The organism is Vreelandella lionensis (genome assembly GCF_044543515.1).
Taxonomy (GTDB): domain Bacteria; phylum Pseudomonadota; class Gammaproteobacteria; order Pseudomonadales; family Halomonadaceae; genus Vreelandella; species Vreelandella lionensis.
This window is the reverse complement of sequence record NZ_JBITWC010000031.1, coordinates 1-21,718: the sequence shown is the minus strand read 5'-3', so window position 1 is coordinate 21,718 and position 21,718 is coordinate 1. Positions and strand designations below refer to the sequence as shown.

Below are 21,718 nucleotides of genomic sequence, written 5' to 3'. Positions count from 1 at the left end.
TACAACACTCTTCGCGCATCTCAATAGCAAAAAGACGCGGTCGTTAACGACGCAACTTCCATAACGCTCAATAATAACGCGGAGAGTATCCCATGCTCGATATGCTCAATGACCTCCTCTGGGGGAAGGTTCTACTCGTTTTACTGGTGGGAGTGGGGATCGGTTTTACCGTTGCCTCCCGCTTTGTGCAGTTTCGCTATTTCGGTGAAATGTTTCGCATCCTGGGCTCAGGACAAGCTTTCAAGCGTAATCAGCACGGCCACTTAAGCTCCTTTCAGGCGCTGGTGCTGTCGGTGGCTGGCCGTGTAGGCGGCGGCAACATTGCCGGTGTGGCCGTGGCGATTACGCTGGGCGGCCCCGGTGCCGTTTTCTGGATGTGGCTGGTGGGCCTGATGGGCATGGCCACCAGCTTTCTAGAGTGTACGCTGGCGCAAACCTATAAAGAGGCCGAGGGCGACGGCACCTACCGTGGCGGCCCGGCGTACTACATCGTCAAAGGCCTAGGCAAGCAGTGGCGCTGGCTGGCTGCGTTCTACTCGGTACTGCTGCTGATTACCTTCGGCTTTGCCTTTACGGCCCTGCAGTCCTATGCCGTTGCCACCTCGTTTGGCGACGCCTTTGGCGTGCCGGTGCTGTACAGCGGTATCGCGCTGGCCATGTTGGTGGGGCTGATCATCTTTGGCGGTATCAAGCGTATTGCCCGTATTTCCGAGTATCTGGTGCCGTTCATGGCCGTGGGCTACATTGCCGTGGCGCTGCTGGTCATTGCGTTGAACATCACTGAGATTCCTGGCGTGATCGCGCTGATCGTGAAGAGCGCGTTTGGCCTGGAGCCGCTAGTGGGCGGCGGTATTGGCGCTGCGATCATGATGGGCTTGAAACGCGGCCTGTTCTCCAACGAAGCGGGCCTGGGCAGTGCGCCCAACGTGGCCGCCGTTGCCTACGTGCCGCACCCGGCCAATCAGGGCATCGTGCAGGCGTTCTCGGTGTTTATCGACACGGTAATCATCTGCTCGGCCACGGCGTTTTTGATTCTGCTCAGCGGCGTATACGACCCGGCTGCCGGTGCGGGCGTGGAAGGCATTGCGCTGACTCAGGCTGCTCTGGCAGACCACGTGGGCGAGTGGGGCCGTACCTTTGTGAGCCTGGCGCTGCTGCTGTTTGCCTTCAGCACCATTCTGTACAACTACTACCTGGGCGAGAACAGCCTGAACTTCTTCAGCCGCGATAACCAGAACCTGTTCAACGCCTTCCGCGTGGCGATTGTGCTGCTGGTGTGCTGGGGTGCAACCACGGATCTAGGCACCGTGTTCGGCTTTGCCGACGTGACCATGGGCCTCTTGGCAGTGGTGAACCTCGTAGCGCTGATTCTGCTGTTCAAGTGCGGCCTGCGTATCATGAACGATTTCGATAGCCAGCGCCGTCAGGGCATCAAACAGCCGATTTTCGACGCTAATCAGCACCCGGATCTCGACCTGGACCCCAAAGCGTGGGAACTGGAGCCCGAAGAAGCCGAAGCGCTGAAGCAGCGCCTGGAAAGCGCGCCGGCGAAGTAAGTTCGTTTCTGTTCACTCGACTGTCGATACGACTGTACCTACGATAAGGAGCACCCATGCCCCGCGTCCTCATGCTCTACACGGGCGGCACCATTGGTATGCAGCCATCGCCACAAGGGTATGTCCCCAGCGCGGGGCTGGCCGAGCGCTTAGCGGCGCACTTGGCCCTGGGTGACCCTTATCGGCTGCCTGCCTTCGATGTAGTGGAGATGCAGCCACTGATCGACAGCGCCGAGCTGATGCCCGAGGCGTGGAATTGCCTCGTGGCCGTGCTGGAAAGCCACTGGCAGCACTATGCTGCGTTCATCATTCTGCACGGCACCGATACCATGGCCTACAGCGCTGCGGCGCTATCGTTTATGCTCGGTGCGATCAACAAGCCGGTGATCTTCACCGGCTCCCAAATTCCGCTGGGTGAGCCAAGAAGCGACGCGCTGAACAACGTGGTCAGCGCGCTACAGCTGGCCGCTCATCCGGCTACCCCCTGCGAAGTGAGCCTGCTCTTTCATGACTGGCTGCTGCGCGGCAACCGCGCCCGTAAGGTGCGTACGCAAGGTTTGGATGCCTTCGACTCTCCCAACTTCCCCTGGCTGGCCGAGATAGGCATTGGCATTACCTTTCCCCAACCGTCGGCGTTGCTCAGCGGGGAGCCCAGTTTTTCACCCCTTCAGCTAGACGACGAAGCGGTGGCGGTACTGCCGCTGCATCCAGGAATGTCGCTACGGCGCGCTAAAGCGCTGCTGGAAGATGCCACTCTCAAAGGATTGGTGATCTCAAGCTACGGAGTGGGCAATCCGCCAAGCTTTGAAAGTGAACTGCTAAACGCCATGCAAGCCGCTAACGAGCGGGGTGTGGCGCTGCTCAACGTCACCCAGTGTGCCCAAGGCGAAGTCGTGCAAGGCGCCTACGCCACGGGGGCGGCGCTCAATCAAGCGGGCGTGATCGCCGGGGGCGATATCACGCTGGAAGCTGCCGTAGCGAAGCTTACCGTGCTGCTTGGCCAAGGGCTTTCTGGGCTAGCGCTGCGCAAAGCGCTCAGTGCACCTATTCGCGGTGAAGCGACGGCCCGTTAGCGGGATGTCACGCTCAGTGCGGTCACGGTCAGTAAGATAATCCCCATGCCGACCATCTGAATCATCTCCAAATTTTCACCCAGCACCGCCACCCCAAACAGCGTGGCGGTGACCGGCTCGACCATGGCCACCATGGACGCTAACGCCGGGGCGGCGTGCTTGATGCCTACCACGTAGAGCAGAAACGACAGGCCCGCGCCCAAAATACCTAACGCCACAAACAGCGGAAGCTCTGGTGCGCTGACCACGCTGATGGTTTGAGACAGATCGGCTGGCACAATCAGAACGACGGCCAGCACCGTGAAGGCAATCGAAAGCACGGCGGAGGGGCTGCCATGGGGCGCGGCGTATTTGAAGCCAAAAATGAACAGCGCGTAGGAAAGTCCCGCCAGTAGCCCCGTGGCGACGCCCATCAACGACAGGTCACCTGCGCCAATGGCGTACAGCTTGGTCAGTAGCACCACGCCGACCATGACCAGCGCGATGGCAAGCCACTTAACGGCCGTCGGGCGCTCAAGCTTGAGCGCAAACGAAGCCAGATAGACAAACACCGGAGCGCAGTACATCAAGGTGGCCGCCACCGCCACGCTGCCGTGTTCGATACTGAGAAAGTAGAAGGTAAAGTTGCCCGCCACTCCCAGGCCCGCCACCACTGACCAGAACCATAGCGACCTGCTGGCCAAGCCGCGACTGCCCCGTTGCAGAACAAGCCAACCCAGCGCGAAGACGAGCCCAACAAAGCCGCGATAAAACGAGACCACGGCAGCGTCCCAGCCGCTATCTAACAGAATCCCCGCGATGCCTCCAGAAATACCCCAGAAGAGCGCCGCGAGCGCAATCAACATCGTGCTGGCGCCTGGCATGATTCACCTTTCGTCCATGAATGGTTTGGCGTGGCCTTGAAAGGTAGACGCTGTCACCAGTGAACGAAAGCGTGGGAGTCACTTCTTAACCAAAGAACCAGTAACACACAACAATTGCGGTAGTAATGCCTGCCGCGTCGGCTACTAACGCGCAGCCCAAGCCGTGGCGAATGCGGGTGATGCCTACGGCACCGAAGTAAACCGCCAGCACGTAAAACGTGGTTTCGGTGCTGCCTTGGAAGGTGGCCGCCAGTAGCCCAGGGAAGCTATCGACACCAAAGGTGTTCATGGTTTCGATCATCATGGCACGGGAGCCACTGCCGGAGAGGGGCTTCACAAAGGCGGTGGGCAGCGCATCCACAAAGCGGGTGTCCCAGCCGATGCCCTCAACCAGCCAGCGGATACCGCCAAGCCCGGCATCCAGCACGCCGCTGGCGCGCAGCACACCCACCGCGACCAGCATGGCAATCAGGTAGGGCAGCAGGGTGATGGTAAAGCTCAGGCCCTCTTTAGCCCCTTCGATAAAGGCGTCGTACACCTTCACTCCGCGCAGCGCGCCAACCACCAGAAACATCATCACAATGCTAAACAGGGTCAGATTGCCCACCAGCGTTGAGGCCGCCGCCAGCGCCTGAGCGGACATCCCCGCTAAGGTAGTGATCAATAGCCCTAACGCTAACGCAGCCGCCACTAAATAGGCCAACACGACAGGGTGCCAGAGCTTTAAACGCTGCATCACCGCTACCGCCAACAGCCCAGCCAGGCTAGAGGCGCTTGTCGCTAACAAGATCGGTAAAAAAACCAGCGTCGGGTCGGCGGCTCCCTGTTGGGCGCGGTACATAAAAATAGTGACGGGCAGCAGGGTGAGCGACGAGGTATTGAGTACCAGAAATAGAATTTGCGCGTTGCTGGCGGTCTCACTGCTGGGATTAAGACTTTGCAGCGAATGCATCGCTTTAATGCCGATCGGCGTGGCGGCGTTATCCAGCCCGAGAATGTTCGCCGCAAAGTTCATACTGATCAGCCCCATGGCCGGGTGGCCACGGGGCACTTCTGGCATCAAGCGGCTAAACAGCGGGTCGAGCACCCGCCCCAGCAGTCGTATCAACCCCGCTTTTTCGGCAATGGAAAGAAACCCCAGCCACAGCGTCATGGTGCCCAGCAGCACCAAGATAATATCGACGCTCACCTTCGCCATATCGAACAGCGACTGCACCAAGCGGGCAAACACTTCGCTATCGCCACCCACCAGCCACTGCCAGAGCGATGCCGCAAAGGCGGCAATAAAGAAGCTTAACCAGATTCCGTTGAGCATGGCGGGTGGGCGTCCTTGGTCATAAAAGAGGGTATGCGTTTGCTGCGTATCCTAACCAAGGAGCGCCCGTGCGTGCTAACCCGAAAGCGAAAGAAAGAACAGAATCAGCGGCGGGGAGAGCAGCGAGAGGATAAAGCCGCTAACCACGGCAATGGGCACACAGGCCACGCCGCCGTGCTGCTGAATCACGGGTAGGGTGAAATCCATGGAGGTCGCCCCGCCGTAGCCAATCGCCAGCGCGGTATGGCGGTGAATGACCAGTGGGATCAGGATGAACGCCAGCAGCTCGCGGGTGAGGTCGTTGAAGAACGCCACCCCACCCATCAGCGGGCCAAGCTGGTCGCCAATCAGGATGGCGGACAGCGAGTACCAGCCGAAGCCTGAGGCCATGGCAAGGCCTTCGTTCCAGCTCAGCGCAAGTAGCGGGGCGGCCAATAAGCCCGCTAGCAGCGAGCTAACGGCCAGTGTGACCGCAATGGCGAGCCCCAAGCGATTGAGCAAAATCTGCTTCAGCGGCATACCGGAGTTGCGTAACTGGCAGCCAATCAACACCAGCAACAGGTACAGCACCCACTCGGCTAGCCAGTCAGCGGTGGTGAACAGCGCCTCGCCAACTATGGGTCCAAGCAGCAGCCCCATGGTGACGCCCGCCGCCACCACGCCCACCAGCAGCAGCGAGCCCTGCATGGCGGCGAGTTTGCTGGTGGGGGCATCTTTCACTACTGGCGATCCGCCCGCGCTGAGTCGCACTCGCCGAGAAAGCCACCATAGTGCAGCTAAGTTAAACAGCGTGGTGATGCTGAACAACAGTAGCGCATTGCCACCCAAGCGGGAGAGCTGGCTGCCCAAATTCTCAAGCCCGGCGAGGCTCACGCCCATAAACAGCAGAATCAGGTACACCGAGCCGCTAACGGCTCGGTTAATCAGATTCAGCAAGCGGGTCGAACGGACACGTACCAAGTAGCCCAAAAACAGCGGCAGCAAAACGATCAATAGGCCAGAGAGCATTTAGGGCGCGTTACCCCCGGCGGGGTTGAATTGGGTCATGGTGATGGTGGTTTGCCTTTGCCCCTCTTTTTGATACTCCGCAGAGAGGATCAGCCCCGGCCACTCAGGGTGAAAGTTGATCAACAGATGCCGGTCAGGCTTTTCGGCATCAATCAGCGTGACTTGTTTGGCATCAAACTCACCGGCAGGTACGCGGGCCGTTGTGGGGGCATTCACGTAGTACTGGAAGTTTTCGTCCCGCCCGCGATGGTCCACAAAGGTGATATCGCAGGGGCTACTCTCAGTACAGCCCTCAGAGCCTGCCCGGCGGGAGAGGTCAAAAAGGGCAGCTTGGCGGTCAATGGAGCGAATATCGCCCTCATTAAGCTGATAGCTATCGCCCATACCAAAGAGCGAATAACTGCTGTTGTAAAGCAGCGAATGGGTACCGCTTTCATCAACCGTGAAGCGACTGCTCTCCTGGCCGCGAGCCACCGTAATGGAAAAGCTCATATCGCTTAACCAGTGTAAGCCTTCGTTGGTGAGCGTATGGGTGATGGTTGCCCCCGGCCAGCCACGAATTTCAAGCCGATATTGGGCTTCAAAGGGCTGAGGAGTGGGTAGCGCTGAGCTACTGTTTGCGAGGGCTGTGTTCCCTGCCAGCAGGGCAGTCGTCCCAAAAACAGCGCTCACTAACCCGCGTTGAGCGGCAGTTGCGAAAAGGTGACGCAAAGGCCCTTCCTCCATTAAATGTGTTTTCCTAAGAGCCTTTAGCGAGCGCTTGGTTCCGTGTGCGAGTATAACGAGCGTGGCGTTAAACGTCAGTAGCCCATGTCGGGGTTAACGGTAGCCAGGGTTTCACCCGCCTCAAAGGCGTGCAGGTACGAAATCACTTGATCAATGGCATCGTTAAGCGGTGTGGGGGCCGCCATATGCGGAGTGACGATGACCTTAGGGTGCTGCCAGAGCGGGTTGTTTGCCGGTAGCGGCTCTTCATGGAAAACATCCAGCAGTGCTCCGCGCAGGTGCCCTGGCTGGCCGTCATGGCCAAGTGCGTCCAGCAGTGCTTGCTCATCAATCAAGCTACCACGGCCTGGGTTAATGATGCTGGCACCTTTCGGCAGTTGTGCCAGCCGTTCGGCGTTAAGAATGTGCTGGGTAGCCGCTGTATCGGGGAGAATGGTCACTACGCTTTGCGCTTGGTTCAGTAGCTCGTTTAAACCGTCCTCGCCATGCAGGCAGCGCACGCCGCTGATCTGTTTGGGGGTACGGCTCCAGCCAAGCACCGGGAACCCAGCCTGTTGAAGCGCGCTAGCCACATAGCTGCCGATAGCGCCTAGCCCTAATACACCCACCGGCCAGTTCGCTTTATCCGGCACCGCATGGGGCTGCCACTGGGCATTTGGCTGCTGAGCGGCGTAGCGGTCCATGCTGCGGTAGAAGTGCAGCACTCCGTAAAGCACATAGTCGGCCATCAATTCGCTCATGCCTGCATCGCGTAGCTTCACGATAGGGACATCCTTGGGGAGCCCAGGCGTCTTCAGCAAATAATCGACCCCAGCCCCTAGGTTAATAATGCCTTTTAGCTGCGTTTGTTCTTGCAGGAGGTGGGCGGGCGCTTTCCACACGGCTAGGTAGTCGGCGTTGGCCCGTTCGCTGGCGGGGGCGTCACTGGTAAGCACGGTGGCCTCTGGAAGCGCCTCTGCAATAGCGGCCTGCCACTGGGCCGCGTCATCAATATGCACTACGACTTTCATGTTATCTCCTTGTACTCAGTTAATAATGCATGCTGACTATCATGGGCGAGAGGAGCTTAATACCGCAACCTGAGGGCATTATGGAGAACGCTGTCAACGTATAGATAAAGCTAACGTTAACAGCATATGAAATTTTTGTAATAAAGGTTTTGACCGGCAACCAAGGGTGGGTGCTAGTATCGCCTTAAGACGACATTGGCGGGCCAACAGCGGCGGTGGCCAGGTCGATCCTGTGGCCCAGCGCAGTGAGCCTTAGGGCATGCGCTGGTTCTTAGTGATCTTTGATGGCGAGTTGCCCGATGACTGAGGTTTCCCTGCCTTTCACTCGTGAAGAGTATGCAAACCGCCTGTGGAAGGTGCGTGCTGAAATGGCCGGTCGTGGTATTGACGTATTGATCGTCAGCGACCCCTCCAACATGGCGTGGCTAACCGGCTACGACGGTTGGTCATTTTATGTCCACCAGTGCGTGCTGGTGGGGCTGGAAGGCGAGCCGGTATGGTTCGGCCGCCGGATGGATGCCAATGGTGCACTGCGCACCTGCTGGATTCATCCCGATAATATTACCTACTACCCGGATTACTACGTTCAGAACCCTGATATGCACCCGATGGAATATCTGGCGCAGTCGATTATGCCGGACCGTGGCTGGCATACCGGCGTGGTGGGCATGGAGATGGATAACTACTACTTCTCCGCTAAAGCGTATCAAAGCCTGCTGAAAGAGTTGCCCCATGCGCGCTTTATGGATGCCAACTCGCTGGTGAACTGGTGCCGGGCGATCAAGTCGCCTCAAGAAATTGCTTATATGCGGGTAGCGGCCAGAATCGTCGAGGGGATGCACTCGCGCATTCTTGAGGTGATTGAGCCTGGTCTGCCCAAGAGCAAGCTGGTATCGGAGATTTATCGCGTGGGTATTGAGGGCTTTGTCGATGAAAACGGCAAAGTATTTGGCGGTGATTACCCCGCCATCGTGCCCATGTTGCCCACCGGTAAAGATGCAGCCGCACCCCACTTAACCTGGGATGACACGCCGTTTCGCACCGGCGAAGGCACCTTCTTCGAGATTGCGGGCGTGTTTAAGCGTTACCATGCGCCTATGTCGCGCACGGTGTTTCTCGGCACGCCACCGGTTGATTTTATCCGTGCGGAGTCGGCGCTGCTTGAAGGAATCGAGAATGGCCTAGCGGTTGCCAAACCCGGCAACCGCACGGCAGATATTGCCATGGCGCTGGGTGCGGCGATGGATAAATATGGCTTTGACCGCGGTGGTGCCCGCTGTGGTTACCCCATCGGTATCTCTTACCCACCCGACTGGGGCGAGCGCACCATGAGTTTGCGCCCCTCGGATGAAACGATTCTACAGCCAGGCATGACCTTCCACTTCATGCCCGGCCTATGGGTTGATGACTGGGGCCTGGAGATTACCGAAAGTATCCTAATAACCGAAGACGGCTGTGAAACCCTGGCGAATTTCCCCCGCCAGCTGTTCGTCAAATAGCCGCGTGATAACACAAGGGAAACACAATGACGCTTCAACCGAACCAACTGCGGCCAAGCCCCATTTCCGCCACCGTTGATTTCGACGCCGATGGCGTGCAGCACGGCTTTTTAAAACTGCCGATTTCCACCGATGAGTCGGCTTGGGGCGCGGTGATGATCCCCGTCACGGTAGTAAAAAATGGCGAAGGCCCCACGGCACTGCTCACCGGCGGCAACCATGGCGATGAGTACGAGGGCATCACTTCGCTGTTGAAGCTCTCCTCAACGCTGAAAGCGGAAGACGTGACCGGGCGTGTGATTATCGTGCCCTGCATGAATACCCCAGCGGTGATGGCGGGCAAACGCACTTCGCCTATGGATAAAGGCAACCTGAACCGCAGCTTCCCTGGCGACCCTAACGGCACGGTGACCTCGCAAATTGCCGACTACTTCACCCGTGTGCTGGTGCCCATGAGCGATGTAGTGCTCGACCTGCACTCCGGCGGCCGCACGCTGGACATTCTGCCGTTTGGCGCTTCCCACGTGCTGGATGATAAAGCCCAACAGCAGGCTGCCCTTGAAGGTGCAAAAGCGTTTGGTGCACCTTACGCCATGGTGATGTTTGAGCTAGATGCCGAAAAGCTTTTCGACACCGCTTGCGAGCGCCAGGGCAAAGTGTTTGTGGCCACGGAGTTGGGCGGCGGCGGCACCTCTACGCCGCAAAGCATTGCCATTGCTGAGCGTGGCGTGCGCAACTTCTTAATTCATTACGGTTTGGTAGCCGGTGAAGTGGAGATGCCCGAAGGCGGTCAAATGTACCTCGATATGCCAGATGCTAGCTGCTACGTGCAGAGCCAGCATTCGGGCGTATTAGAGCTGCTGGTGGCACTGGGCGACGAAGTGAAGAAGGGCCAAACCATCGCTTATGTCTACGATATGACCCGCAGCGGCACCGCACCAGTGGCGTACAAGGCCGAGCGCGATGGTATTCTCATGGCCCGCCGTGCGCCCTCGCTGATCAATATGGGGGACACCCTGGCGGTGATCGCCGATGTTGTCGAACGCCTGGAGGCGTAGCCCCCGGCATGATGAAACTGGACCGTTTTGATCTCAAAATCCTCGATATCCTCTCCCGGGATGGACGGATCACCAAGTCTAAGCTGGCCGAGGCGATTAACCTCTCGGTCAGCCCCTGCTGGGAGCGGGTAAAGCGGCTGGAAACAGCCGGTGTGATCGAAGGCTATACCGCGCGCATTAATGCCGAGGTATTGGTGCCGCGTAACCCGGTGTGGGTGCAGATCGAGCTCAAACAGCACAACGCCGAAAGCTTTGCCCGCTTTGAAGCCTTGGTGATGAACACCCCAGAGGTGACCGAGTGTGTTGCGGTGGGCGGCGGCGTCGACTACCTGGTGAAGTTTGAAGCCCGTACCATTGATAGCTACCAGCGGCTGATGGATAAATGGCTGGTATCTGACGCGGGTATCGAGCGTTATTTTACCTATATCGTGACGAAAACCGTTAAGCATGCCCCCATTGGTGTTGATACGGAGACTAATACTTCGCTATAGCGCCTTGTCACTGTTTGAAGCACACAGCATAGAGAGGTGAGAGGCGTAACCGGTATAGTGCGTATTGAAACGCACACGGTTACGGCCCTCGCGCTTTGCCTCATACAGAGCAGCATCCGCCTCTTTGATAAATGTGTTGAGCTCTGCGTCTGGATTGATCGGGCCCGTAAATACCCCCACGCTAATGGTGACACGCCCCTCCTGGGTAGGCTGATGGGGTATACCCAGCCCTACGACCTCCATGCGGATCTTCTCTGCCAGTGTGAGCGCATTAAAAGCCTGGGCGCTGTGATCAGAGCGTAAAATCAGAAACTCTTCACCACCAAAACGGCACACCACATCCTCCTGGTTACAGGCAGCACGAATGGCGTTGGCAACGGCGCGTAAGCAGTTATCCCCCTCTGCATGGCCGTAAAAATCGTTAAAAGCTTTGAAGTGGTCGACGTCGATAATAATGACCGCGATGCAGCACTGCGCTCCTGATAGCTGCTGCAAGTCGTCAGCAAAGCGAGTTAACCCTCGGCGGTTGGTCAGCCCTGTTAATGGGTCAATGTGCGAGATTTTTTCTAGCTCTGCATTGCGAGCGGCTAACTCCACACGCAGCTGCTCCACGCTAACGTTTTCCAAATACAGCCGCAGCGACTCGGCGGAAAACCGATAGTTGGCGATTAACGTTAGCACTAGCACCGGCACGCCTAGCGTCAAATGATTAATGACATAAATGCTGGTCGCACCGTGTAAAAACCAAATGGTGGTGTAGAGGCAGGTAAACACAAACAGAGAGCTATAAAGACTGTGCTCAAAAGGCGGGGTTAAGACAATCGTTAGAACCATAAGAAATACAAGTCCCGCATAAAAATAGCTGAGCACACGCTCATCCTCAGAGCCCAGCAGAATGGCGCACCACACTACGGCAGATAAAGAGACGACGGTGACGCCTGCCAGCTCCTTGTGGCGAATCGAAACAGGTCGCTTGTAGTAGGCAAAGAGTAGCCCTGTTAGCGGAAGCATAATGACGCCGCGGAGTAACAGTGAACGGACGGTGACATCCGGCAGTAAATAGATATCTACCAGCGTGTAGGAGAAGTAGAAGATTGCGAGCAGCAAGGTGAGCAGCCGCAGTGAGCGCAACCGCTCATCGTGGCGGTCAAGGTCGTACTTTTCACGCACGGTCGTGGCACCGATACGCTGTGACAACTGGTGGTAATACGGTAGTCGATACACGGCGTTGCCTCTCGGCCTGTGGGGCTGTAAACACTTAGCAATAGCCGCCCGGTAGGTACGATTACTCAGTGAAAATACTGGCTAAGCTTAACCGGGAATCAGAAGAAAAGGGGTGAGATAACCTCATTTGCCACAATTGTTTTGTTTTTGTAACTGTCTGGTAGTAGCTGCCTCTTGCTAAAAATACGCGGCCACCAAAAAAAACCTTCATAAAACGCCTCGCCACAAAAAAAGTGCCGGGAATCTCCGGTGCTTTCAAAAACACTTCGTGGCCGTTCTCCCGTACGCTAAGCACATCAAAACAGCACGGCCAGTGAGCCGCTGCTGCGAACATTTTTAATGTGCAACGGTTTGTCGCCCATGGCTGGCTTCACCGTATTGGCTGCAACCTGGGGAGGTGCCCATGACCACACTATCGACCACGCTTGCTAAACGCCTGGAAGACCCGCGCCTGTTCCGGCAGTACGCCTACGTGAACGGCAAGTGGACCCACGGTGAAGGCGGCCGCGAAGAGGCCGTGTACGACCCCGCGACCAATGAAGCCATTGGCCATATTCCGCTGCTGGAAGCAGAGCAAATTACCGCTGCTGTGGATGCCGCCGAAGCGGCGTTCGTCCACTGGCGGGCACTGCGCGCCGACGAGCGCTGCGAACGCCTGCTGGCCTGGTACGATCTGATTCAAGCCAACCGCGAAGACCTCGCGACCATCATGACCCTGGAGCAGGGCAAACCGCTGCCCGATGCCCGTGGCGAAGTGGAGTATGGCGCAAGCTTCGTGCGTTGGTTCGCGGAAGAGGGCAAGCGCACCTACGGCGAGACCATCCCTAGCCACATTCCCAATGCATCGCTCGGCACCATTAAAGAGCCGGTGGGCATTGCCGCGATGATTACGCCGTGGAACTTCCCGCTGGCGATGATCACCCGCAAAGCCGCTGCCGCGCTGGCCGCAGGCTGCCCGGTGATTGTGAAGCCCGCCAACGAAACGCCGTTCTCGGCGCTGGCGCTGGCAGAACTTGCCGAGCGAGCGGGCATCCCAGAAGGCATCTTCAACGTGGTATTGGGTGAGCCTGCGGAAGTCTCCAAGATTTTGTGCAGCGAACCGCGTATTCGTGCGCTCTCGTTCACCGGCTCCACCCGCGTTGGCCGCCTGCTCATCGAGCAAAGCGCTAACACCGTGAAGCGGCTTTCGCTGGAGCTTGGAGGTAACGCGCCGTTTATCGTCGGGCCGGATATGGACCCGAAAGAGGCCGCCTATGCGGCGGTAGCGGCGAAGTTCCAAACCGCTGGGCAAGACTGCCTAGCCGCTAACCGGATTCTGGTACACGAATCGATTCACGATGAGTTCGTGGCCCAGTTCACCGAGCGTATGGCGGCCCTCACCGTGGGCAATGGCCTGCACGGCGAAGTTGATCTTGGCCCGCTCATTCACCGCCAAGCGGTCGAAAAAGCAGCCGCGATTGTGGACGATGCGATCTCCCAAGGCGCCACCATGATCGCGGGCGACCAAAGCCAAGCACCGGGCGACAACTTCTTTATGCCAGTGCTGCTGACCGGTGTGACACCGCAAATGAAAGTATGGCGGGAAGAGAACTTTGCCCCCGTGGCCGGCATTACCGCTTATAGTAGCGACGACGAAGTGATCGAGATGGCCAACGACACCGAATATGGCCTGGCCGCGTACATCTACACCCACGATATTCGTCGTATTTGGAAGCTGATGCGCGCACTGGAGTACGGCATGGTGAGCGTCAACTCCGTGAAGATGACCGGCCCGCCCGTGCCCTTCGGCGGCGTTAAGCAGTCCGGCCTTGGCCGTGAAGGTGGCGCTACAGGTATCGATGAGTACCTGGAAACGAAGTACTACTGCCTTGGGGCACTGGGTTCGGTGTCTGGCAGCTAGGTTTAGGAACCACAGCATCGTTTAGGAACCACAGCATCGCGCGCTGAAGCCCCTCCCACAACATCCGCTGAGAAGCTTGAATAGGCCCTGTGGGAGGTCGGCTTTGCCGGGCGAAGACACCGCTAGGTGACCAACAGCTAGTCAGTCACCAAAGATAAAACACCCTCCCCAACAGTGGGGAGGTTTATCGTACAGAGAGAACGTTATGAGCTTGCACCAGGATCTGATCGAACGCGACCGCAAAGTCACCTTTCACGCCTCTACCCACCTGCGTGACTTCGCCCATGGCGATGCGCCGGGCCGTGTTATTACCGGTGGTAAAGGTATTAATATCGTTGATAAAGATGGCCGCGAGTTCATCGACGGTTTTGCGGGTCTTTACTGTGTGAACATCGGCTATGGTCGCACTGAAGTGGCTGAAGCTATCTACAAGCAGGCGCTGGAGCTCTCCTACTACCACACCTACGTAGGCCACTCCAACGAGCCGCAAATCGAGCTGTCCGAGCGCGTGCTGAAAATTGCTGGTATGAACATGTCCAAGGTTTATTACGGCATGTCCGGCTCTGACGCCAACGAAACCCAGCTCAAAATCGTGCGTTACTACAACAACGTACTGGGCCGCCCGCAGAAGAAAAAGGTCATCTCGCGTATGCGCGGTTACCACGGCTCTGGCATCGCGTCTGGCTCGCTGACCGGCCTGAAAGCGTTCCATGATCACTTCGATCTGCCCATCGAAACCATTCGTCATACCGAAGCGCCGCACTACTACCTGCGCGCCGCCGAGCAGCACGGCATGACCGAGCGGGAATTCTCTGCCTATTGCGCGGATAAGCTCGAAGCGATGATTCTGGAAGAGGGCCCGGACACCGTTGCCGCCTTTATCGGCGAGCCGGTACTTGGCACTGGCGGTATCGTGCCGCCGCCGGAAGGCTACTGGGAAGCGATTCAGCCGGTACTGGATAAGTACGACGTGCTGCTAATTGCCGACGAAGTGGTGTGTGGCTTTGGCCGTACCGGCTCCGACTTCGGTAGCCACCACTACAATATGAAGCCTGACCTGATCACTATCGCCAAAGGCCTGACCAGCGCCTACCAGCCGCTGTCTGGCGTGATTGTCGGCGATAAAGTGTGGAAAGTGCTTGAGCAGGGCACCGGTGAATTTGGACCCATCGGCCACGGCTGGACCTACTCAGGCCACGCCCTGGGCTGTGCCGCAGGCCTTGCCAACCTGGATATCATCGAGCGCGAAAACCTAGTGGGCAACGCGGCTGAAACCGGCGGCTACTTCCAGCAGCAGCTGAAAGCGACGTTTGAAGGCCACCCGCTGTTGGGTGATGTGCGCGGTGTTGGCCTGATGGCTGCGCTGGAATTCTCTCCGGATGCGAAACAGCGCCTGCACTTCGACCCCGCGCTGAAAGTGGGCCCGCGTGTCGCCGCTGCCGCGCTGGAAGAGAACCTGATTGCCCGCGCCATGCCCCAAGGTGACATTCTAGGTTTTGCGCCGCCGCTGACCATCAATCGTGGTGAAGTGGACGAGATGATTGGCCGTGCCAAACGTGCCATCGACCGCGTGACCGATGAGTTAGTGCGCTCCGGCGACCTGAAAACGGGCCAGCAAGAAGCCGCTTTTACCGTTTAATCGCCTGCGTTAGCCGTTTAAGCGCCGCTGCCGATGCAGCGGCGTTTTTGTTTTTGATCGCGGCGTCTATGCTGAATACAGTGAATAGACAATGGATCGTTAAGGAGACGCACACAATGCAACCGGTACTGGCCTTTGACGTATACGGCACGCTTATTGATACCCAGGGGGTAACCGTTGAGTTGGAACGCCGCCTAAGCGATGCCACCAAGGCAGGCGAGTTTGCCAAACGCTGGCGGGAAAAACAGCTGGAGTACAGCTTCCGCCACGGCCTGATGGGAGCTTACGTGCCCTTTGCTGAGTGCACTCGCGAAGCGCTGGTATTCACTGACCGTGCGCTACAAACAGGCCTTTCCGATAACGACCACGACCACTTAATGGCCGTTTATGCCGAGCTGCCAGCATTCTCGGATGTGGTGCCTGCGCTGGATCAACTGCGCGATGCGGGCATCCGCTGCGTGGCCTTTTCCAACGGCACGGAAGATGCTGTTAGCCAACTGCTGACTCGCGCAGGTGTAAGGAGTCATATGGATGCCGTGATCAGTGTCGATGAGGTAAAACGCTTCAAGCCTGACCCTGCCGTTTACGCCTACCTACGCACGCAGCTAGAAACGCGGCCAGAACATACTTGGCTGATCTCCAGCAACCCCTTTGATGTGATTGGCGCGGCCCACGCGGGCTTGCGTAGCGCCTGGGTACGCCGTCATTCGGATGCCCCCTTCGACCCTTGGGGCATTGAGCCGGATATGACCGTGCCAGACCTTGAAGCGCTTGCCGAGCGAATGATGCGATAGGTTGGTATCTACCGCTATCGGCCCCATAATGGTGGGCAGAACCCTCCTTACATGGAACAAAATATGTCGAAAAAAATCTACTGCATCGCTAGCTTCAAACCCAAGGCCGGTAAAGAGGAAGCCGTATTTAAAGCGCTGCAGACGTTAGAACCCAATACGCACCGCGAAGATGCCTGCTTGCACTACACGGTGACGCGCCAGATCGATAACCCGTTTGCCCAAGGCACTAGCTACCCGATTGTGTTCCATGAAATTTGGGCCAGTCGCGAAGAGTTTGAAGCCCACTGCCAGCGTAAAGAGATTCAAGACTTTTTCGCCAAGCACGTTGAGTCGCCCGAGGGCGATATCGAAGACGCCAACGTATGCGTTTATACTGATGAGCCGTGGAATTTCGACGCTCCCAAGGTGTAACCAGCCTTCAGCGTGTAGAATAGGCGAACGAAAGAGAGCGACGACGGAGCCACCATGACCGAAAAGAAGATGAACGTTGAAAGCTTTAACCTGGACCACACCAAGGTAAAAGCGCCCTACGTACGTTTGGCCGATATTAAAGAGGGCCAGAACGGCGACCGTATCCACAAGTATGACCTGCGGATCTGCCAGCCCAACAAAGAGCACATGGAGATGCCCGCGCTGCACTCCCTGGAGCACTTGATGGCGGAAATGTCGCGCAATCATACCGATAAAGTGGTCGATATCAGCCCGATGGGCTGCCAGACAGGCTTCTATATCGCGCTGATTAACCACGATGATTACGACGATGTACTATCGATCATCGAGAAAACCCTCAACGACGTACTGACCGCCACCGAAGTACCCGCCTGCAACGAAATGCAGTGCGGCTGGGCCGCCAGCCACAGCCTGGAAGGCGCCCAGAAGCTTGCCAAAGGCCTACTGGCCAAGCGCAGTGAGTGGACAGAAGTGTTTGCGTAAGCGTCTGTGATAAAACGTAGTGAGCAAATGCAGTACGCCAAACGCCCCCGCCTTGGGGGCGTTTTGGTATGGGGCTTTTAAAACTACGCCAATCGTATGGCAGTACGGTGTATGCTTCCCATGCTATCTAGTGCTGTGAATTTATAATTTTTGAATTTTCTAATAATTAAAATGGTTATTAATACGGTAGATTACAAAGTATAGCTAGCTGTAAGAGAGCGATTTGCAAATTGAACTTAATTAAAAATGCACAAGTCGAAAGGGAGACAAACAGCCATTTTGCGATATATCTGGCAAATTTTTAGCAGGTTTGGATTGGCGGTGTGTTTGTTTTGTATAAAAATTTTCGGATAAGGCAAGTAGTAGGATAAACAGCTAGGTGCGATTGAATAAGATACAGGATGACACGATGATGAGTATTTCTAAGGCGATTCAAGACATTGGTAAATGCTAATGAACGATAAGCAGAACGCTATAGATCACGAAGCATCACGTCTAGCCGCACTGATGGATTACCACATCCTGGATACGCCCCAAGAGCCCGCGTTTGACGATATCGTTGAAGTAGCATCTATTATTTGCCAAGCGCCTGTCGCCGTTATTAATTTTATAGACAAGGATCGGCAATGGTTTAAGTCTGTTAAAGGGCTTTCTGTGCGTGAAACACCGCTGGACATTTCTATTTGCTCCCACGCCATTTTACAACCAGGGCTGTTCGTAGTGCCTGATACCACACAGGATGAGCGCTTTGCGAGTAACCCGCTGGTAACGGGGGACCCCTTTTTACGCTTCTATGCAGGTGCATTGCTCAAAAGCCCTGATGGTTACCCACTAGGCACGCTATGTGTGCTTGACTACCATCCCCGAGATATCGACCAGCAACAACGCTTTGCGCTACAAGCGTTGGCCAACCAAGTGATGGCGCATATGGAATTGATGCGCTCGCACCGAGAGCAAAAACGCCTAATCGCTGAGCTTGAAAGCGCTCGGCACGAAATGGCCAACTTAGCTGCGACGGATGTCCTCACTGGGCTACTGAATCGCAGAGCGTTTGAACGAAGGCTTCGCAGTACGCTGGCATCCATAAAGCGTGGCGCATCTCCAGCAGCGCTCGTGATGCTCGACATCGATAATTTTAAGCAAATTAACGATATGTATGGCCACCCAGTGGGAGACAGTGCCATCAAATGCTTTGCCGAGCGCTGCCGTTCCATTGTGCGTCAAGCGGATGTATTGGCCCGCTGGGGCGGTGAAGAGTTTATGTTATTAATGCCTCACACAACTGTGGATGAAGCGTATCAAGCGGCTAGCCGATTGCGTCAGTTATTGGCGAGCCAGGCAATGATAGCCGATACAACCGAACCGCTCTACGTGACGGCAAGCATGGGAATTTGCAGCCTAGATGAGGCGAGTAACCTGCAAGATCGGCTACGCGACGTCGATCAATTACTTTATCAAGCCAAAGAGCGGGGTCGAGATTGCATTGCTCTAGAAGGCCCATCGCCTGATCTTGGGAGCAGCGCCTAACACAGCGTGGTCAGTCAGGCTTTAGCTGCTTGGTCGACAGAACGTCGCTAAAGCTGCCGCTGTTCATCCTTTCCCATAACGAGCCAATAGCTTCAGCAGGGTATTCTGGGGTCTCTTTCATGTAGGTGAGGAAGACGGTAATGCTGTCTTTGGGCAGCAGCTCAACATCTTTACTGAACATAGTGGAAAGGCAACGCTTAAAAAGTGAGGAAAGCTGCTTAAGGGGAAAGGGTGCACGTCCCTGTGCATGAAAATCGGTGCGGCTAGATATGCGTATCGGCCGCTAGCTGTTCGATGGAGCGCGCCACGCTACGGGCGTCTTGCAGAATTTTATTCACGATGGCGTCAATTTCACTAACGCTGGTTTGGCTGGCTTTACCCTGCTGAATGACCTGTTGCATGGCTTGGGTGGTGCGTTCCACTAGGCTGCTATTATCTTTTAGCACCTGCGTTATTTGAGCAACCGCCTCGGTGGAGCCCTTGGCGAGTTGGCGCACCTCGTTGGCGACTACTGCAAAGCCTCGGCCCTGTTCGCCTGCGCGGGCGGCTTCTACTGCGGCGTTAAGAGAAAGTAGATTGGTTTGGCTGGCAATCTTGGCGATAGATTCGGTAATCGCATTTATGCTTTGCGACTGCTTATGCAGCGCGTCGATCAGTTCTTGTGCTTTTGCTAGGGTTTGCGCTGCCTGCTCTGAGCCTTTCACCATTTCATCTAAGTGGTCCAGGCTATCTTTGGCGGTGCGTTCAATTTGTGAAGTGCTGCTTTGTGCTGAACTGATGGTGCCTGAGGTGGCGTTGGCTTTTTCTACTAAAGGGGGAATGTCGCTGGCGAACTTGACGACTTCTATCACAGTGCCACTGGCATCTTTCACAGGGTTGTAGGTGGCTTCCAGCCATACGGATTTGCCCTGTGCGTCTATCCTCTCAAAGCGGCCTTTATTGAATTCACCGTTAGCAAGCTCCATGGCTGTTATTGAGTTCTCCCCGGAAGGTTATATTCTCGATGTAAATCAGAACTTTGAAAATACAATGGGCTACCGTCGAGAAGCTCTGATTGGTAAGCATCATAAAATGTTTTGCCGCCCGGACTTCTACCGTCAACAGCCTAACTTCTGGCAAAGCCTTGGTAGTGCATGCAATAACGCTTCTTGGTGCCGGGCTTCCTGATGGCTTTTGGTTACCTCGTTCGCCACTTTAAAAATTTCTGTCACTTTACCTGTGCGCGAGTAAATAGGCAGGTAGGTGGCTTCTAGCCAAACCTCTTCACCATTCTCTTTAAAGCGTCGAAACCGTCCGTGGTGGCTTTCGCCAGCCGCCAACGACTGCCAAAACTGTTGATAATCGGGCCGTTGCGCTTCAGCGGCATCACAGAACATGCGGTGGTGTTGCCCTTTGATATCCTGTAGGCGGCACCCCATCACCTCCAAAAATGATGGACTTGCATATTTGATAACCCCTTGAGGCGTAAAGAAAATGCAGGCCGTATGGTTAACTAGTGCCTTATAAAGAGGCGACTTAAGAAAGTTGATATGCATTTTGCCTTCTCTGTATGTAGTTGTCCGTGCAAGGGGCAGGTACAAGGGGAGGCACCTGAATTCAATATGGCACTGTTTTTACGCATGGGTAATTTTTATTAGCGTTCTATCTTGCTTCTTTATCTTATGCAAATAAATTTTAAGTGGGAGTGATTCTAAGCATATTTGTAATTCGCAAAATGTAAAGAAATGTTAAATTTAAAATGTAACTTGTTGATAAATATAGTGTGCGGTAACAATTTATGTTTCTTTCTTGACAGCTGCTAAAAGGTGCCAGATAAACGTGGACATAAGGTTATGTTGTGCCCTCTTATCGTTAACAGGCTAAATGTTATGCTAAACCAACGATGGCAACATATCAGTAAGCACAAATTACCGCTAGAAGCTGAAACCGATGCGCTGATCGCTTCCGTAGCGGCGTTTTTTGAATTTCCTGTTGCATTAATTTCAGTTATTGGCCGAAAACAATGGTTTATTGCCAAGTCTGGAATTGATATTGACTTTACCTCGCTAGAAGATGCATTTTGCCGCCATGTGTAGCGTTACGGGCACCCCTAGTAATTGAGGATGCAACCCTCCATCCAGATTTTTGCGATAATCCGCTGGTTATTGCTGGCCCACGAATCAAGTTTTATGCAGGTGTGCCGCTGATGGCCGGTGGCAGAGAGGTGGGTGCAGTTTGTTTGATTGATGACAGGCCTAATACGCTTTCAGCCAAAGATTTGCGTTTTTTAGAGTCGCTCAGTTTTTTTATTAGTGATTATATCCATCTTATTGATAAGCAAAGGCTAGCTCCAAGTAATCGTGATTTTGCCATGATGATTGAGGCAGCTGATGTGGGCGTGTGGGATTGGGAAATTTCCAATGACCACAATGCCTTCAATCAGCGTTGGTGTGATTTATTAGGGCTGGGCATAGATGAGGTTGAAAGTCGGTCCAGTTTTTGGAAAAGCCTGGTTCATCCAGACGATGTCATTCGGCTCACTAGTGCCATCCGCAGCTACTTGAGTGAGTATGATTCGATTTTTAACGAAGAGTATCGGATGCGTCATGGAGATGGGTATTGGGTGTGGCTAAGTGCCTATGGACGCGTGGTGGCTCACGATAGCGCGGGGCGCCCTTTGCGTTTGTCCTGCGTTATCCGTGATATATCTGATAAGAAGCGCGCTGAGCTGCGAGAGCATAAGCAGATGCAGCTGCTTAACTTTATGAACCGAGCGCAGAGTGTTTTTCTTCAAGAAAAAAATATTCGCCTCTCTTGCGAGCTAATTTTTGATGGGCTGATATCGCTTGCAGAAAGTCAGTTTGGTTTGATTGGACAGGTGGTGATGCAGGAGACAGGCGATAAATCACTGTTTATTCATGCCCTTTCCAATATTAGCTGGAGTGAGGAAACTAACGAACAGTACCGCGCCTATCAGCGGGGCGAGTTGTTTTTTAATAATCTGGATAATTTATTTGGTCATGTCATTACTAGGGAAGGTCTGAATAACTGCCGATATTCATCAACGCTCACATGAGCCAACAAAAAATCGAAAATGCAGACACGCTTCTCCCGTTCTTTGTG

23 protein-coding genes are annotated in these 21,718 nt (G+C 55.4%); 14 read left to right on the top strand and 9 right to left on the bottom strand.

Annotation, left to right across the window (positions count from 1 at the left end; all coding sequences use genetic code 11):
- Positions 1-92: 92 nt before the first annotated feature.
- The gene (locus tag ACIGG6_RS16430) at positions 93-1,556 is read left to right on the top strand and encodes an alanine/glycine:cation symporter family protein (protein ID WP_399845943.1); all 1,464 of its coding nucleotides are present in this window, start codon (positions 93-95) and stop codon (positions 1,554-1,556) included.
- A gap of 56 nt (positions 1,557-1,612) precedes the next feature.
- Positions 1,613-2,629 carry an asparaginase gene (locus ACIGG6_RS16425; protein ID WP_399845940.1) on the top strand — a complete coding sequence of 339 codons (1,017 nt, stop codon included), beginning with the start codon at positions 1,613-1,615 and terminating at the stop codon, positions 2,627-2,629.
- Here the strand turns inward: ACIGG6_RS16425 and ACIGG6_RS16420 are convergent.
- From ACIGG6_RS16420 to ACIGG6_RS16400, 5 genes are all read right to left on the bottom strand, one after another.
- Positions 2,626-3,492, bottom strand: a complete 867-nt coding sequence (locus ACIGG6_RS16420) for a DMT family transporter (protein WP_399845937.1) — start codon at positions 3,490-3,492, stop codon at positions 2,626-2,628. The two genes, ACIGG6_RS16425 and ACIGG6_RS16420, sit on opposite strands and share 4 nt — an antisense overlap.
- A gap of 85 nt (positions 3,493-3,577) precedes the next feature.
- Positions 3,578-4,807 (bottom strand): nucleoside recognition domain-containing protein, encoded by a 1,230-nt coding sequence (locus ACIGG6_RS16415; protein WP_399845934.1) that lies wholly within the window; start codon positions 4,805-4,807, stop codon positions 3,578-3,580.
- A 75-nt stretch (positions 4,808-4,882) separates the two neighbouring features.
- Positions 4,883-5,815 carry a lysine exporter LysO family protein gene (locus ACIGG6_RS16410; RefSeq protein WP_399845931.1) on the bottom strand — a complete coding sequence of 311 codons (933 nt, stop codon included), beginning with the start codon at positions 5,813-5,815 and terminating at the stop codon, positions 4,883-4,885.
- Positions 5,816-6,526 carry a hypothetical protein gene (locus ACIGG6_RS16405; protein WP_399845928.1) on the bottom strand — a complete coding sequence of 237 codons (711 nt, stop codon included), beginning with the start codon at positions 6,524-6,526 and terminating at the stop codon, positions 5,816-5,818. It abuts the gene before it with no gap.
- 89 nt (positions 6,527-6,615) lie between these two features.
- Positions 6,616-7,551 carry a 2-hydroxyacid dehydrogenase gene (locus ACIGG6_RS16400; protein WP_172416462.1) on the bottom strand — a complete coding sequence of 312 codons (936 nt, stop codon included), beginning with the start codon at positions 7,549-7,551 and terminating at the stop codon, positions 6,616-6,618.
- 299 nt (positions 7,552-7,850) lie between these two features.
- On the opposite strand from ACIGG6_RS16400, the gene doeA reads away from it, so the two are divergent.
- From doeA to ACIGG6_RS16385, 3 genes are read left to right on the top strand one after another with little or no spacing between them, the layout of a single operon-like run.
- Positions 7,851-9,050: an ectoine hydrolase DoeA gene (gene doeA, locus ACIGG6_RS16395; protein WP_083024227.1), complete on the top strand. Its 1,200-nt coding sequence runs from the start codon at positions 7,851-7,853 to the stop codon at positions 9,048-9,050.
- A 26-nt stretch (positions 9,051-9,076) separates the two neighbouring features.
- Positions 9,077-10,108, top strand: coding sequence for a N(2)-acetyl-L-2,4-diaminobutanoate deacetylase DoeB (doeB, locus tag ACIGG6_RS16390; protein ID WP_399845924.1), 1,032 nt, complete (start codon positions 9,077-9,079; stop codon positions 10,106-10,108).
- A gap of 8 nt (positions 10,109-10,116) precedes the next feature.
- Entirely contained in the window at positions 10,117-10,599 is a 483-nt protein-coding gene (locus ACIGG6_RS16385) for an Lrp/AsnC family transcriptional regulator (RefSeq protein ID WP_399845922.1), read from the top strand.
- Here the strand turns inward: ACIGG6_RS16385 and ACIGG6_RS16380 are convergent.
- The gene (locus tag ACIGG6_RS16380; protein ID WP_399845919.1) at positions 10,594-11,823 is read right to left on the bottom strand and encodes a GGDEF domain-containing protein; all 1,230 of its coding nucleotides are present in this window, start codon (positions 11,821-11,823) and stop codon (positions 10,594-10,596) included. The two genes, ACIGG6_RS16385 and ACIGG6_RS16380, sit on opposite strands and share 6 nt — an antisense overlap.
- 403 nt (positions 11,824-12,226) lie before the next feature.
- On the opposite strand from ACIGG6_RS16380, the gene ACIGG6_RS16375 reads away from it, so the two are divergent.
- From ACIGG6_RS16375 to ACIGG6_RS16350, 6 genes are all read left to right on the top strand, one after another.
- On the top strand, positions 12,227-13,723 hold the full coding sequence (locus ACIGG6_RS16375; protein ID WP_058577474.1) for an NAD-dependent succinate-semialdehyde dehydrogenase: 1,497 nt from the start codon (positions 12,227-12,229) through the stop codon (positions 13,721-13,723).
- Between the two features lie 205 nt (positions 13,724-13,928).
- Entirely contained in the window at positions 13,929-15,362 is a 1,434-nt protein-coding gene (locus ACIGG6_RS16370) for an aspartate aminotransferase family protein (protein ID WP_253506058.1), read from the top strand.
- A 116-nt stretch (positions 15,363-15,478) separates the two neighbouring features.
- Positions 15,479-16,156, top strand: a complete 678-nt coding sequence (locus tag ACIGG6_RS16365) for a haloacid dehalogenase type II (RefSeq protein ID WP_399845916.1) — start codon at positions 15,479-15,481, stop codon at positions 16,154-16,156.
- A 63-nt stretch (positions 16,157-16,219) separates the two neighbouring features.
- Positions 16,220-16,567 carry a putative quinol monooxygenase gene (locus ACIGG6_RS16360; RefSeq protein WP_062360950.1) on the top strand — a complete coding sequence of 116 codons (348 nt, stop codon included), beginning with the start codon at positions 16,220-16,222 and terminating at the stop codon, positions 16,565-16,567.
- Positions 16,568-16,621: 54 nt separating this feature from the next.
- Positions 16,622-17,089 carry an S-ribosylhomocysteine lyase gene (locus ACIGG6_RS16355; protein ID WP_044630275.1) on the top strand — a complete coding sequence of 156 codons (468 nt, stop codon included), beginning with the start codon at positions 16,622-16,624 and terminating at the stop codon, positions 17,087-17,089.
- A 453-nt stretch (positions 17,090-17,542) separates the two neighbouring features.
- A complete protein-coding gene (locus ACIGG6_RS16350) occupies positions 17,543-18,616 on the top strand; it encodes a sensor domain-containing diguanylate cyclase (protein WP_399845912.1) in 1,074 nt (357 codons plus the stop codon).
- 10 nt (positions 18,617-18,626) lie between these two features.
- Here the strand turns inward: ACIGG6_RS16350 and ACIGG6_RS16345 are convergent, their stop codons facing one another.
- Positions 18,627-18,887, bottom strand: coding sequence for a type IIL restriction-modification enzyme MmeI (locus tag ACIGG6_RS16345; protein ID WP_399845975.1), 261 nt, complete (start codon positions 18,885-18,887; stop codon positions 18,627-18,629).
- Entirely contained in the window at positions 18,880-19,581 is a 702-nt protein-coding gene (locus ACIGG6_RS16340; RefSeq protein WP_399845910.1) for a methyl-accepting chemotaxis protein, read from the bottom strand. Before ACIGG6_RS16340 ends, ACIGG6_RS16345 begins: the two co-directional genes overlap by 8 nt.
- On the opposite strand from ACIGG6_RS16340, the gene ACIGG6_RS16335 reads away from it, so the two are divergent.
- Entirely contained in the window at positions 19,580-19,783 is a 204-nt protein-coding gene (locus tag ACIGG6_RS16335; RefSeq protein WP_399845908.1) for a PAS domain S-box protein, read from the top strand. The two genes, ACIGG6_RS16340 and ACIGG6_RS16335, sit on opposite strands and share 2 nt — an antisense overlap.
- Here the strand turns inward: ACIGG6_RS16335 and ACIGG6_RS16330 are convergent.
- Positions 19,714-20,196 (bottom strand): PAS domain-containing protein, encoded by a 483-nt coding sequence (locus ACIGG6_RS16330; protein WP_399845906.1) that lies wholly within the window; start codon positions 20,194-20,196, stop codon positions 19,714-19,716. The two genes, ACIGG6_RS16335 and ACIGG6_RS16330, sit on opposite strands and share 70 nt — an antisense overlap.
- Positions 20,197-20,484: 288 nt before the next feature.
- Between ACIGG6_RS16330 and ACIGG6_RS16325 the strand changes: the two genes are divergently transcribed.
- Together ACIGG6_RS16325 and ACIGG6_RS16320 are read left to right on the top strand one after the other, a co-directional pair.
- Positions 20,485-20,691: a hypothetical protein gene (locus tag ACIGG6_RS16325; protein WP_399845904.1), complete on the top strand. Its 207-nt coding sequence runs from the start codon at positions 20,485-20,487 to the stop codon at positions 20,689-20,691.
- On the top strand, positions 20,676-21,671 hold the full coding sequence (locus ACIGG6_RS16320; RefSeq protein WP_399845902.1) for a PAS domain-containing protein: 996 nt from the start codon (positions 20,676-20,678) through the stop codon (positions 21,669-21,671). Before ACIGG6_RS16325 ends, ACIGG6_RS16320 begins: the two co-directional genes overlap by 16 nt.
- Positions 21,672-21,718: the final 47 nt, after the last annotated feature.